Annotated in this window: 13 protein-coding genes; 12 read left to right on the plus strand and 1 reads right to left on the minus strand. The window is 30.7% G+C overall.

The annotated features are described in order from the left end of the window. Nucleotides 1–6: 6 nt before the first annotated feature. A complete protein-coding gene (locus tag BUB34_RS07865; RefSeq protein WP_073126224.1) occupies nucleotides 7–528 on the plus strand; it encodes an amidase domain-containing protein in 522 nt (173 codons plus the stop codon). Between the two features lie 98 nt (nucleotides 529–626). Further along, entirely contained in the window at nucleotides 627–1,670 is a 1,044-nt protein-coding gene (locus BUB34_RS07870; protein ID WP_073126226.1) for an NADH:flavin oxidoreductase, read from the plus strand. A gap of 64 nt (nucleotides 1,671–1,734) precedes the next feature. On the opposite strand, the gene BUB34_RS07875 is transcribed toward BUB34_RS07870, so the two are convergent. Continuing rightward, nucleotides 1,735–2,202 (minus strand): DUF4358 domain-containing protein, encoded by a 468-nt coding sequence (locus BUB34_RS07875; RefSeq protein WP_073126228.1) that lies wholly within the window; start codon nucleotides 2,200–2,202, stop codon nucleotides 1,735–1,737. A 146-nt stretch (nucleotides 2,203–2,348) separates the two neighbouring features. Between BUB34_RS07875 and uppS the strand changes: the two genes are divergently transcribed. From uppS to BUB34_RS07925, 10 genes are all read left to right on the plus strand, one after another. Further along, nucleotides 2,349–2,993: a polyprenyl diphosphate synthase gene (gene uppS / locus BUB34_RS07880; RefSeq protein ID WP_073126230.1), complete on the plus strand. Its 645-nt coding sequence runs from the start codon at nucleotides 2,349–2,351 to the stop codon at nucleotides 2,991–2,993. 128 nt (nucleotides 2,994–3,121) lie between these two features. Further along, nucleotides 3,122–3,898 carry an N-acetylmuramoyl-L-alanine amidase family protein gene (locus tag BUB34_RS07885; protein WP_073126232.1) on the plus strand — a complete coding sequence of 259 codons (777 nt, stop codon included), beginning with the start codon at nucleotides 3,122–3,124 and terminating at the stop codon, nucleotides 3,896–3,898. Between the two features lie 419 nt (nucleotides 3,899–4,317). Then, nucleotides 4,318–5,217: a patatin-like phospholipase family protein gene (locus tag BUB34_RS07890; protein ID WP_242948852.1), complete on the plus strand. Its 900-nt coding sequence runs from the start codon at nucleotides 4,318–4,320 to the stop codon at nucleotides 5,215–5,217. A 147-nt stretch (nucleotides 5,218–5,364) separates the two neighbouring features. Beyond that, entirely contained in the window at nucleotides 5,365–7,140 is a 1,776-nt protein-coding gene (locus BUB34_RS07895) for an Eco57I restriction-modification methylase domain-containing protein (RefSeq protein ID WP_073126236.1), read from the plus strand. A gap of 53 nt (nucleotides 7,141–7,193) precedes the next feature. Then, nucleotides 7,194–7,538, plus strand: a complete 345-nt coding sequence (locus BUB34_RS07900; RefSeq protein WP_073126237.1) for a hypothetical protein — start codon at nucleotides 7,194–7,196, stop codon at nucleotides 7,536–7,538. 39 nt (nucleotides 7,539–7,577) lie between these two features. Continuing rightward, nucleotides 7,578–8,789 (plus strand): patatin-like phospholipase family protein, encoded by a 1,212-nt coding sequence (locus BUB34_RS07905; RefSeq protein ID WP_073126239.1) that lies wholly within the window; start codon nucleotides 7,578–7,580, stop codon nucleotides 8,787–8,789. Between the two features lie 240 nt (nucleotides 8,790–9,029). Continuing rightward, the gene (locus BUB34_RS07910) at nucleotides 9,030–9,290 is read left to right on the plus strand and encodes an HPr family phosphocarrier protein (RefSeq protein WP_073126241.1); all 261 of its coding nucleotides are present in this window, start codon (nucleotides 9,030–9,032) and stop codon (nucleotides 9,288–9,290) included. 335 nt (nucleotides 9,291–9,625) lie between these two features. Continuing rightward, nucleotides 9,626–12,040 carry a cell wall-binding repeat-containing protein gene (locus BUB34_RS07915; protein WP_073126243.1) on the plus strand — a complete coding sequence of 805 codons (2,415 nt, stop codon included), beginning with the start codon at nucleotides 9,626–9,628 and terminating at the stop codon, nucleotides 12,038–12,040. Between the two features lie 358 nt (nucleotides 12,041–12,398). Further along, nucleotides 12,399–13,382 (plus strand): ornithine cyclodeaminase family protein, encoded by a 984-nt coding sequence (locus tag BUB34_RS07920; protein WP_073126244.1) that lies wholly within the window; start codon nucleotides 12,399–12,401, stop codon nucleotides 13,380–13,382. 70 nt (nucleotides 13,383–13,452) lie between these two features. Continuing rightward, a partial coding sequence (locus tag BUB34_RS07925; protein WP_200787891.1) for a proline racemase family protein occupies nucleotides 13,453–13,824 on the plus strand: 372 nt, incomplete at its 3' end.

Genomic DNA, 13,824 nt, shown 5'->3' on the forward strand with positions numbered 1-13,824 from the left:
TGTGTTATGAAAGAGCTTATGCCATATAACAGAGAGCTAGCTGTGAACTATGCTAAAGCATGGGCTTTAGGAAGAAATCCAACTTATCAAGATTATGAGCAATGGGGAGGAGATTGTACAAATTTTATATCACAATGCATAAAAGCAGGTAAAATACCATTTGATAATACAGGAAATGATATAATGAAAAAATGGTATTGGTACAGTGATTCTAAAAGAACTCCATCATGGACAGCGGCAGAGGCGTTTTATAAGTATATAATAGGAAATAATAATGAGAATACAGACTCATTTGGGGTTTATGCTAGGATGGCAAATTATAACGAACTAGAGTTGGGCGATTTAGTTCAGTTAGTGTATGGAGGAAAGGCATATCATAATATGATTATTACAGAAGTTATTTTGGATGGAGATTATTTAATCGACTATTTGATCTGTCAGCACACTTATGATTTATTGGATTATCCATTAAGTTTAAAAGAAGGGGAGAAACGATATATAAAAATATTGGGATACTATGGATGGTAATTTACTGATAAAAAATAAAATACTATGATAAATACTAATTTAAGTATTATACTATAGTTAATAATACTTAAATTGATAATACTTAATGGGGGGATTTTATGAAATCTTTATTCGATCAGACTTCTGTAAAAAATATGGAATTAAAAAATAGGTTTGTACGCTCGGCAACTTGGGAGGGTCTTAGTGATGATGATGGTCACATTAACAAAAATATCATGGATGTATACGAAGATTTATGCAAAGGTGATATCGGGCTTATAATAACTAGTTACGCCTACATAACAAAAGATGAAAAACCTAATTTTGGTATGCTGGGAATATATGATGATTCTTTTATTGATGAGTATAGTAAGCTAGTAAAAATGGTTCATTCTTATGGAACTAAAATTATAATGCAGATAGTTTATGGAGGTTCTAACACAAGTTACGATGTAGGTAGTAGAGTTATTTGGGGACCATCAGCTATAAAACATTTAAAAACTGGAACGCTACCAAAAGAGATGACAAAAGAAGAAATAAAGCTATTGATAAATTACTTTACAGATGCAGCTCTTAGATGCAAAGAGGCAGGGTTTGATGGTATTCAAATTCATGGTGCTCACGGTTATTTACTTAGTCAGTGGCTGGATCCTTATCACAATAGAAGAACTGATGAATACGGTGGTTCCATAGAAAACAGAGCTAGAATTATTATAGAGGTATATAAAGCCATAAGAGAAAAGGTGGGAGAAGACTATCATATTAGTATAAAAATAAACTCTAGTGATTTTAGAGATGGTGGAGCCAATTTTGAGGATTGTAAGTATGTACTGACAGAACTTGATAAATTGGGTATAAACTCAGCAGAAATAAGTGGTGGTGACTTTAGAGGTTTTAAGGGAGAAGCATTTTTTAGAGAATACGCAGAGGAGTTGTCAGATATTTTAAGCTGTCCTGTCATTTTGGTTGGAGGAAATAGAAGCGCGAAAAATATGAATGATATTTTGAATAACACTAATATTGAATATTTTTCTATGTCTAGACCTTTAATTTGTGAGCCTGATTTAGTAAGTAAATTTAAAAACAACATAGAGTATGCATCTAAGTGTATAGGATGTAATCAATGTTATAAAAACAATAAAATATGCGCACTTCATGAATAGTAAAATATCAAAAGCTTGTCTTAAATAGTTGAACACAGACAAGCTTTATTAATATTTTTTTATATTATTTTTTTATAAGGTTAATTATTCTTTTCTCTATTTCAGTAGCATTTTTTGCAGATATTAGATAAACATATTTTCCCTTTTTCTCTACTATAGTATTTTTTGCAATAGTTGCATTATTTTCTGATCCGTACCCGTCTCCAAAGGGTCTAATAATCATGTCCTCTTTGTAACTGTCTAAAGTGCTATAGATTTTATCAGCATCATCTGTCTTTATTACTATAATATCTTCTAACCGAGTTCTTATATCTGATTTTATAACAAATCCATCAGAAATATCTTCTTGAACATCGTTGAAATAATCAAATTCTTTTATATCGTGTGAAACATTTTTCTCAACTAGTAACTTGGACGATTCTATTGAATTTTTTATTCTATTTGTAGAAATATTTTTAAATTCATTATTAGAAGAGCAGCCTACAATAAATATTGTTAAAGTTATCGATAAAATCAATGCAATTTTTTTCATAAGTCACCTCCAAATGTCAAAAATATCGCTTTATATATAAGTTTACTATATAAGTAGGAAAGAATGAAGAGATATATTATTATTATGAGTTTAAAGTTGATTAATATAACAAAAACCTGACAATAATACGAGTTGAGGTGATTAATATGAGAATACCAAAGCACGTTGGAATTATACCTGACGGAAATAGACGATGGGCTCAGGATAGAGGAATGACAAAGGACAAAGGATATGAATGTGGAATTGATCCAGGATTAGAATCATACAGGATATGTAGAGATATGGGTGTAGAAGAGATTACATTTTATGGATTTACGACAGATAACACCAAAAGACCGTCATATCAAAAGGAAGCTTTTACAAAGGCATGTGTAGATGCAGCTAAGATTTTGATTGAAGAAGGGGCTGCTCTTTTAGTCTTGGGGAATACAAATTCTCCAATGTTTCCACAGGAGCTAACTCCATATACAACTAGGACAAAAGCTAAAGAAGGTCAGATAAAGGCCAACTTATTAGTTAACTATGGATGGCATTGGGATTTGATGAATTTAGCTTGTTCTAAAAATCTAAATAAAAATAATATACAAGAAAATATACAGTCGTGCGATGTTTCAAGAATAGATTTAATAATAAGATGGGGAGGAAGAAGACGACTTAGCGGATTCCTTCCAGTACAATCTGTGTACTCAGATTTCTATATAATAGAGAATTATTGGCCAGATTTTAAAGATACGCATATAAAAGAAGCTTTTGAGTGGTACCATACTCAAGATGTTACTTTAGGAGGATAAACGACAACTTACTTAATGAATACATTGGCTTGAACCATTGGAAAAATACCTCATTATATGATAAAATATCACTAACAAATAAGGTTTAGTAGATAAAATATAATGAAAAGGGTGGACAAATGTCGAGTATGTCTAAAAAGAGTGTCCGAAAAAGAAAATTAAATAAAAAGAAGTTATTAATAGTCATTTGTTTTTTGATGATAGCTATCTTTAGTGTATTCAAAATAATACAGTATGGTCTAGGAGCGTTAAGTAGCGCCAAATTAAAGTCTAAGAATTCACATGGGATTGTTATAGATAATGAACAATTTGAATTAGGAGATGAATCAGAAAATGCAAATAAGAAATTTACTGTTCTTGTAGATGCTGGCCATGGAGGGTACGACAAAGGTACTTCAGGTAAGCTAACCAATGTTTATGAGAAGGACTTAAGTCTACAAATAGCCAAGAAGGTAGCGAATAAATTAGCTAAACAAGACGATGTTCAAGTTGTTGTTACAAGAAAAGAAGACAGATATGTTAGTTTGTCTGACCGCCCGAAAGTGGTAAAAGATCAAGAAGTGGATCTATTAGTTTCTATACACTTAAATGCTGAGAAAAATGGAAATACGGCAACTGGAATAGAGACATATTACAAAAATGGAGCTGAAGATGGATCAAAGGAACTAGCACGTATAGTTCAAGATACGATGATATCTTATGTACCAACTAATGATAGAGGTATACTAGGAAATAATTTTGAAATTCTTAGAGAAGCCCAAATGCCTGCTATATTAGTTGAATGTGGTTTTTTGACTACGCCTGAGGAAGAACAAAAACTACTTAACCAAAAATATCAAGATCAGCTTACAGAGGGTATAGTTCAGGGAATACTTTCATTTTTAGATCAAAAATCAAAAGGTTAGGTTACTGTTAAATCTTCATATTAGGATTTTCAATAAAAAGTAATGAAAATAAAGCAAAAATATGGTATTATCTAATTTAGAGATATTAGAATTTGGAAACGTAGAAATACATTTATTATTTTATAATTTATAGGTGGATAACTAGATGTTACAAAAATAGTATGTATAGTATTTGTATATATGTAGATAAGAAGTGAAAATTATACTGGGTTACTAAATTTAGAAGGTATGCAGTACCCCCAACAACTGTAACCTTATTATAAGAAGCGGAAATAGTACCCATTTTAGTCGCAATTACTATCGTAAATAAAAAGCCTTTAGGAGTTAATTTAATTCCTAAAGGCTTTTTGTTTTTATAATGCATATATTAAAGTGTTGATGTATATAAAAACTAACTCATGCGGGGTAGGAGGGATAAAGTGAATTCATCTTTTAATATAATGACATTTGATGGTGGAGGGCTCAGAGGGGCTTTGAGTGCAACAATTTTGGCTAGAATTCAGGGTAAATTTCCGAATATATTAAACAATGTAAATATGTTTGGTGGGACATCTACAGGAAGTTTAATTGCCCTTGGGCTTGCCTATGGTGTGAGTCCTCTGGAGATAAAAGAACTCTATTCAATAGAGAATTCAAGGTATATATTTAATAAAGAACATTCAGAGTTAATAAGGCCTAAATACAACAACAAGAATCTGAAGGAGGTACTTTTAAGTATATTTCCAGAAAGGTTAAGGTTAAAAGATTTGGGGAAATTAGTTGTCGTACCTACATTTTATATTGGGAATGAGACTAGCACATGGAAACCTATATTTTACAACAATATACCTGGTTCTGAAACAGAGAATGAAAGGGTAGTAGATGTGGCTATGTCTAGTAGTGCTGCACCGGTAATTTTTCCAACATACAACTACCATATTGATGGTGGAATAATCGCAACAGACCCGAGCCTAGCTTGTATAATCTATTCTATAGATAAAGAAATATGCAAAGAGACGAGTGATATGAGGCTACTTTCTATTGGAACGGGATATGTATACAACAGTATAAAGGAAGATACAACTGATTGGGGAGCTATAGACTGGATAACAAATAAAAAACCATCTTTACCGATAATAGCAGTTACTCTAGAGGGAAACTGTCAAATGAGTCAGTTATTTTCACAAAAACTACTAGAGGATAACTACAATAGAGTAAACCCTAAAATGAGTAGGGATATTGCGATGGATGATTATGAAGCTATAGAATATTTGGTATCACTAGGAGAAAGCTGTGATATATCTGATACAGTTAGGTGGCTAGGTGAAAGATGGGATTAAATATAAAACATATGATATAATTAGATAAAATGTAACTAAAGAGTCGACCTTGTAAATTTTTCAAGGGAGACTTTCTACATAGATAGCGCTAGGATAAATATATTTATAAAATCGGGAAAGTAAAGGAGATATATTTTGGAGGAGAAAATGGGTAGAAATAATTTTCATTCATCTATAAGTTACGAAAACAGTTTGGATATAGATATAAAAAAAACCAAGGGAGTATACTATACACCAAAGGTAGTGGTTGACTATATAATGGAAAAAACATTAAAAGGCCATGATATTATAGAAAATCCATATTTAAAAGTACTAGATATATCGTGTGGGTGTGGGAACTTTCTATTAGAGGCGTATGATATTTTATATGAATTATTTGAAAAAAACATAGAGGATTTAGCTAAAAGATATGGTGAAGAATATTGGAAAGTCGAAAATTTACACAATCATATACTTAGTAATTGTATATACGGTGCAGACATAGACAGAGAAGCTGTAGATATACTAAAGGCTTCTTTGCTTGAGAAAAAACAAAATTCAAAAGTAGATAAGTTAAATATATTTTGTTGTGATAGCTTAAATACATCATGGTATAGTAGGTTTGATTATATAGTTGGAAATCCCCCATATATAGGCCACAAAAATTTGGATAAAGAATACAAGCAATTCCTTTTAAAAAATTATGGACAAGTATACAAGGACAAGTCTGATTTATATTTCTGTTTTTATGAAAAGATAATAGGAATTCTAAAAGAAGGCGGTGTTAGTAGTATTATTACACCAAGGTACTTCTTGGAGAGTCCTTCTGCAAAATATTTAAGAGAGTATATGAAGAACAATGTAATAATAGACGAGTTGGTGGATTTCTTAGGGGCAAACGTATTCAAAAATATAGGGGTTGCAAGCTGTATAATAACCTTTAATAAAAAATTAAAGCAAGAACAGCAAAAAGATCCTATAGATGTGTTTAGAATAAAGAATGAAGATATAAGTATTAATGCGTTGGATAATCTATCTAACTTTATACAAAAAGATTTATTTGAACACTTTTCTATAGATGTAGATGCATTAGGTGATGAGTGGGTAATTGTAAATCGAGACAAGTATGATTTTTATAATAAGATCCAGAGTACTTGTGAGTATGTATTAGATGATATTGCAGTGAGTTTCCAAGGTATTATAACGGGATGCGATAAAGCATTCATAATAGAAAAAGACGATGATAGAATAAAAAAGGTAAGTGAAAGTTTGCTTAAGAATTGGATAAAAAGCAAAGGAATAAATCCTTATATAGTCAGTGAAGCTAGGCATAAATTGATCTACTCAAATGATATAAAAAGTGAAGAAGAGTACCCAGTCGTAATAAATGAATTTATAGGCAGGTATAGAGAAAAATTAGAAAATAGAAGAGAATGTAAGAAAAACCTAAGAAAATGGTATGAACTTCAATGGGGAAGAGAAAAAAGTTTATTTGAAAGAAAGAAAATAATGTACCCATATAAATCAAATAACAATAGGTTCGCAATAGATTACCAAAATAATTTTTCTAGTGCAGATGTTTATTCTTTTTTTATAAAGGACGAATATATAGATGAATTTTCTTACGAGTATTTGGTAGGAATTTTAAACTCTGAAGTATATAATAAGTATTACAAAATAACGGCTAAGAAAATGAGCAAAAATATTTACGACTACTATCCAAACAAAGTCATGAAAATTAAAATATTTAAAGACCATAATTACTATAAAATAGAGAAACTATCAAAACAGATAATATCAGATTCGTATGAAATAAACGAGATATTAAAAGAAAAAGATTTAAAATCAGACATAATAAATCAAAAAAAAGAAAATATATCAAAACTTCAGAGAGAAATTGACTATTTAATAGAATCATCTCTTGATGTAAAATCACCTATTTAGCCCCTGCCTCATATAATTTATAGTGAGATTTAAATATTGAAGGGGGAAAATTAGTGATTAATGCAAAAATAGTTGAGGATAAGAATATTGTTTATGTAAGTGTAGGCGGGTATTTAACTGGAGTAGATGCAAAAGAATTTTTGAATAACTACAAGAGAATGACAAAATCTATAAAGCCTTCACAATATAGATTAGTAGTGGAACCGTCAGATTTTCAATGTGAAAACAACAAAGACATAAGGAATGTGTGTATGGCTTTCCTAAAAACTGGATATAATAAGATGTATTTAGTAGATCCCAAAAACAATATAATGAACAGTTTATCACTGGGAGCTATTGAGAAAAAGTTATTTTTAAAGTCAGTTAAATTTATAAAATCAATAAAGGAAGTTAACTAGCAGCTTAGATTAGCGAATTTTTATCAAATGGGTGATAGTATGAAAGGACTAGTATTAGAAGGTGGAGGCACTAAAGGTGCATACCAGATAGGAGCATATAAAGCTCTTAGAGATCTTGGAATAGAGTTTCAGGGTATAACAGGAACCTCTATAGGTGCATTAAATGGGGCCTATATGCTTCAAAATGATATTGAAATCATGGAAGAAATCTGGTTGGATTATGATTACACTCATTTTATGAACATAGATGAGGAGACTTATGAGAGATTTAAAAATGTAGATTTTACAACAAGAAATATAAACAATGTAATTGAACTTGTAAATAAGGCTAGAAAAAATGAGGGCATAGATATAAGCCCTCTAAGGGATTTGATGGAAAAAACATTAAATGAAAGTGAAATTAGAAATTGTAAAAAGGACTTTGGGTTGGTAACAGTTTCTTGGGAAAAAGGGATCAATCCACACCCATTATACCTAGAAGACATACCAAAAGGGAGGCTAATAGACTATTTAATTGCCAGTTCGAGCCTGCCAATTTTTCAGCTTAACACTATAGATGATAAGCTTTTTTTAGATGGAATGTTTTCTGATAATATGCCAATAAGTTTACTTGAAAACAAAGGATACAATGATATTGTTGTAATAAGGTTATTGGATGATTTTATAGGCAAGAGAAATTTAAACAAACATATGGATTTAAATATAAAAACTATAATTCCATCTGAATACTTAGGAGGATCTCTAAATAAAGACAGAGATAATGTAGAGAAAAATATTAAGTTAGGCTATTTAGATGCTATGAAAGCTTATGAAAGATATGATGGAAATAAGTACTATTTCAACGCTGAATTTAAGTATGATGAGGATTACTGTTTTTGTAAATTCAAGCAATTAACTAAGGAAACTATAGAAAACCTTTGTAATATTTTAAATATAAAAAAATGCCCTTGTCTTAGAACATTGATGGAAGATGTACTTCCAAAGCTAGGTAGCATTTTAGGATTGCCAAAGGATTTTTCATATAAGGACTTATTTTACTGTATATATGAAAAAAAACTTGAAGAAAATAATATAGACAGACTAAAGCTTTATGATTTTAATAAGGTTATAAATGTTGTAAATAAAAATATAAATTCAAACAATGATCTAATGTCAAACTTTGAAATTAGACCAGTCATATCTATTAACAAAAATAAAGTGACAAAAATACTAACAAACTGTATTATAAGAGATTTTAAAAATCAATTATAAATAAATTTTAAAAATCAATTATAAAAAATCCTCTGTTTTTTTAATTAAATACTACCATTTAGTATAAAAAAAGTGTATATTATTAATAAGAATTTTCAAAAGAATGTGGGACAAAAAACTACATAGAGGACAAAAAATGCCATATTATAAAATAGGTTATAATAGAATATGTAATATAAGATTTTACAAAAGATAAGCATAAAATATGACTTAAAGAAAAATACAGTTGGAGGTTAACAAATGGAGAAAACAATTAGCATAAAAAACGAAAGTGGATTACATGCTAGACCAGCAGGAATGTTTGTAAAAAAAGCATCTGAATTTAAATCTAATGTAGAAATTCTAGCTAAGGGAAAAACTGTAAACGCTAAATCTATAATGGGTGTAATGAGTTTGGGATTAGCCCAAGGTGAAGAATTGACTATAATTGCAAATGGAAGTGATGAACAAGAGGCAATAACAGAATTAGTCGATTTAGTGTCAGGTGGATTTGGTGAGTAATATTAAAATTAAGTGCAACTGAAATAGGAATAAGTAATATTTTTACTTATTCTTATTTTTTTGCAAAAAATTATATTAAATTGCTTTCTATGCATAACTAACCTAACTCAGTAATTTCAGGGTACTAAATGCATGTAGGAAATAATTTTTATTTAGAAATTTGAATTATACATTAAAGTTTTTTTGAAATTTAATGTATAATTTAACTATATGTATATATTCAACTTATTTTATGTTCTAATATGTTTTAAATTGGATTATTAGATCACTAATAAAAATAAATTTATGATTGAATATAGTATATTTATTAAAAATATTATAGGGGGAAGATGAGTATGAAACTTATTAGAAAAGGTTTTAGCGTTATACTGGCGACATCTCTTTGTATTTTTTCGTTAAATCCTGCAATAGTATCAGCAGAGAATATTAGCTCAAAATACGATATAAGGATTTCAGAATACAGCAAAGAGTTCAAGGAATACCTAAAGGATGTTAAAACTGGTGACACTGAAAAATATGGGGGAGTAGCCCCAGCGCCATATTCATTTGAGGGTACAAAAATTACTAACAAAAGCAACGAAAAGTTACCTTCTAAATATAATTTTACTAGAGGATCTATTTCATCATATGATCCGAGAAAATTAAACAAAGTGACAGCGGTTAAAGACCAGGAAGATTTATCTACTTGTTGGGACTTTGCTGCTATATCTACTTTAGAGAGTCATTTAAAATCAAAGAATTATGGAGATTATGATCTATCAGAAGAACACCTAAAATGGTGGGTAATAGATGATGGAAATTATTCTGGATGGTTGGGAGATGCCGATGGAGAAGGGGCTTCTAACTTACCAGCTGTAGGGTATTTTACTTCTTGGGAAGGACCAAAACTTGAGAAAGATATACCGTATAACGGGAAAATATCCAAGGCAGACGGAGCTACTAAACCTAGTAATATGGATAGTGGGGATGTGCAAACAAATGTAACTGATGTGGTTTGCGTAAGCACTGATATGGATTCTATAAAAAATGCAATAATAGAGTATGGAGGGGTAATATCAGGATACTATGATGATCCTAAGTATATGAATGCACAAGGTAGTGCGTATTATTGTAGTGATGTTGCAGCAGTTACAAACCATGCAATTTCAATTGTAGGTTGGGATGACAATTATTCAAGAGACAATTTCTCAAATAGTTATAAGCCTACGAAAAATGGAGCTTGGCTAATAAAAAATAGCTGGGGACCTGATAGTGGAGAAAATGGTTATTTGTGGATATCATATGAGGACAAAACTTTATTAAAGGATTCAGATAACTATGCTATAAAAAAAGCAGAAACTCCAGATAAAAATAAAAAACTTTATCAACACGAAAAAGGAAGTTGTATAACTATAACAGCTAGTGAAATTACGGCTGCAAATGTTTTTGATTTTTCTGAGGAAGGAGAGGTACTAGACTCTGTAATGTTTTCTACAGATAGTGTAGGTGGACAATATGAAGTTTACTATGCACCTGTAGTAAATAATGTTCCTCAAAAAGATAAGATGCAAAAAATAAAAAGTGGAAATATAGATTTCTCAGGGTATATCACAGTAGATACAGGCCTATATAATTTACCTAAGGGAAAGGGTGCAATAGTAGTCAATATAAAACCTTCTGCAAGCCAAAAAAAGGCAACACTAGGAGTAGAGACAACTATACCTAATTACTTCAATGCAAAGGCTAGTTTAGGAGAGAGTTATTACTTTAATGGTATAAAGTTTGAGGATACTAATTTACCAGGAAGTGATTTACAAGGAAACCCAACAATAAAAGCTATAACAAAGACTGGAGTTAACTCAAATCCAGGTGAAGTTTTGGCAGGTGCAGATAGATACCAAACAGCAATAAAGGTAAGCCAAAAAGGATGGACTACATCAAATAATGTTGTTTTGGTTAATAGTGATTCTATAGTAGACGCCTTAGCATCTACTCCTTTTGCGAAATCAGTAGATGCACCGATTTTATTATCAGAAAAAGGTATTCTTAATCCAGAAACTAAAAAAGAAATACAAAGATTAAAAGCCAACAAGGTATACTTAATAGGTGGTACAAATTCACTTAGCCAAAATACTGAGTCTGCTCTTAAGAATATGGGAATTAATGTAGAGAGAGTATGGGGAAATGATAGATATGAAACTAGTATCAAGTTGGCAAAAAAACAAAACAGTATAAGTTCTGTATCAAACATAGTTGTAGTAAATGGAGTAAAAGGTCTACCAGATGCAATTAGTGTTGGTGCGGCTGCTGCACAAAACAATATGCCGATAATACTTGCTAATGAAAAAAGTGAACTTAGTGGGGCAGAAGAATTTATAAAGTCAATAAATGTAAATAAGTCTTATGTAGTTGGTGGGACATCTACATTATCAACTAGTTTAGAAAGTAAGCTGGTTAATCCTAAGAGATTAGCAGGATTAAATAGAAATGACACAAATTCAAAAATAATAAATGAATTTTATCCAGGAACTTCTGCACTAGAAAATTTATTTGTAGTTAAAGATGGAATGAAGGCTCAAAAGGATTTAATAGATGGATTGGCAGTAGGACCTTTAGGTGCTAGAACTAAGTCCCCTGTAATGTTAGTGGGGTCTAGCTTAGATGCAAGTCAAAAACAGGTTGTCCAAAACAAGAACTTTAATAATATCATTAGAGTTGGTGGAAATGGAAATGAAAATGCATTCTATGAAATAAAAAACTTAAAAAAATAATTTGATTATTTAGTTTGATAAACAATTTATCTGATGGGTACCCAATTAAATAAAATAATTTAGTTGGGTACTATTTTTAGATTAATTTGTTTAAATTTAGACATGAAATAACAAAATAAATATTAAAAAATTACTACTAAAAAAAGGGGTTCAAAACCAGAATTAATCAGTAAGTCTTATAAAAATATTGAAAAATCATAGGTTTATTTAAAAAAAATTAGAACAATGAAAAAAAGTAAAAATATTGAAAATTTCTAGAAAGAGTATATAATATTATATAAAGGCAGAAAAAAAGTTAATTTATATACAAAGAATAAGATGCTGGGCAATCTAATTTAAAAGCAAGGAGGACATACAAATGTTATTACTTACTAAAGAGGACATAAAGAAAGTTTTTACAATGAAAGATGCTATAGAAGCTGATAAAGAAGCTTTTAAGATTTATACAAATAAAGAGAGTGAGGTTCCACTTAGAACCAATATACAGGCACCTAAAGAAGAAGGTACAATGTTATTTATGCCAGGATATGTTGAGGGATTAGATTGTGCAGGACTAAAAATAGTATCTGTTTTTCCTAAAAATGCAGAAAAGGGAAAACCAGTAATCCCGGCAACCGTTTTACTAATGGATGGAATTACTGGAGAGGTAAGTTCTGTGTTAGATGGTACATACATAACTCAAATTCGTACAGGAGCTGCATCGGGTGCGGCTATAGATATATTAGCCAAAAAAGATGCTAAAAAAGGAGCATTAATAGGTACTGGTGGCCAGGCTTGTGCTCAACTAGAGGCTATGATTACAGCTAGAGATTTAGAAGAGGTAAAAATATTCTCTAGAAACCCAAAAAAAGTAGAAGAATTTATAGAAAAAGCTAAGATAGAACTATCTGAATATAAAACTAAGTTTGTTCCAGCTTCATCAGCTGATGAGGCCGTAGAAGATGCAGATGTAATAGTAACTGCTACAACATCTACAGTTCCTTTATTTGATGGAAACAAGATAAAAAAAGGAGCGACTATAAGTGCAGTAGGTTCATATCAACCTCATATGCATGAATTCGATGGAACTACTCTAAAGCGTTCTGATAAAATATACTTTGATTCTACTGATGCAGTATTATCAGAAGCAGGTGATATACTTACTCCTTTAGCTGAGGGTATAGTAACTAAAGAAGATTTTACTGGAGAGTTAGGACAAGTAATAAATGGAAGTATAGCTGGAAGAGAAAATGATGAAGAAATAATTTTATTTAAGACTGTAGGAATTGCTGTTCAAGATATTGTAACTGCTAAGAAAATATATGACAAGGCAGTAGAAAATAATATAGGATTAGAATGGTAGAAACTGGTCTATTTACACAGGTAACATTAAATTTAAATAAATAAACTTAATAAACAAGGGGGATTTTACTATGAAATTTAGCAGAAGTATACAAGCAATAGATTCTCATACTGCAGGAGAAGCTACTAGAATAGTTGTAGGTGGAATACCAAACATAAAAGGGAATACTATGGCTGAAAAGAAAGAATTCTTAGAAGAAAATTTAGATTACTTAAGAACTGCTATAATGTTAGAACCAAGAGGACATAATGATATGTTCGGTTCTGTAATGACACAACCTTGTTCTCCAGAAGCTGACTTTGGAATAATATTCATGGATGGCGGAGGATACCTAAACATGTGTGGTCATGGATCAATAGGAGCTATAACAGCTGCTATAGAAACTGGTGTAGTACCAGCTGTAGAACCTACAACACATGTGGTAATGGAAGCTCCAGCAGGA

Source organism: Asaccharospora irregularis DSM 2635 (genome assembly GCF_900129815.1).
In the GTDB taxonomy this organism is placed as follows: Bacteria; Bacillota; Clostridia; order Peptostreptococcales; family Peptostreptococcaceae; genus Asaccharospora; species Asaccharospora irregularis.

Coding starts and splice junctions, on each gene's coding strand:
- BUB34_RS07875 (WP_073126228.1), bottom strand. CDS start 2,202: ATGAAAAAAATTGCATTGATTTTATCGATAACTTTAACAATATTTATT.
- BUB34_RS07905 (WP_073126239.1), top strand. CDS start 7,578: ATGAAAGGACTAGTATTAGAAGGTGGAGGCACTAAAGGTGCATACCAG.
- BUB34_RS07885 (WP_073126232.1), top strand. CDS start 3,122: ATGTCTAAAAAGAGTGTCCGAAAAAGAAAATTAAATAAAAAGAAGTTA.
- BUB34_RS07920 (WP_073126244.1), top strand. CDS start 12,399: ATGTTATTACTTACTAAAGAGGACATAAAGAAAGTTTTTACAATGAAA.
- BUB34_RS07895 (WP_073126236.1), top strand. CDS start 5,365: ATGGGTAGAAATAATTTTCATTCATCTATAAGTTACGAAAACAGTTTG.
- BUB34_RS07865 (WP_073126224.1), top strand. CDS start 7: ATGAAAGAGCTTATGCCATATAACAGAGAGCTAGCTGTGAACTATGCT.
- BUB34_RS07870 (WP_073126226.1), top strand. CDS start 627: ATGAAATCTTTATTCGATCAGACTTCTGTAAAAAATATGGAATTAAAA.
- BUB34_RS07915 (WP_073126243.1), top strand. CDS start 9,626: ATGAAACTTATTAGAAAAGGTTTTAGCGTTATACTGGCGACATCTCTT.
- uppS (WP_073126230.1), top strand. CDS start 2,349: ATGAGAATACCAAAGCACGTTGGAATTATACCTGACGGAAATAGACGA.
- BUB34_RS07910 (WP_073126241.1), top strand. CDS start 9,030: ATGGAGAAAACAATTAGCATAAAAAACGAAAGTGGATTACATGCTAGA.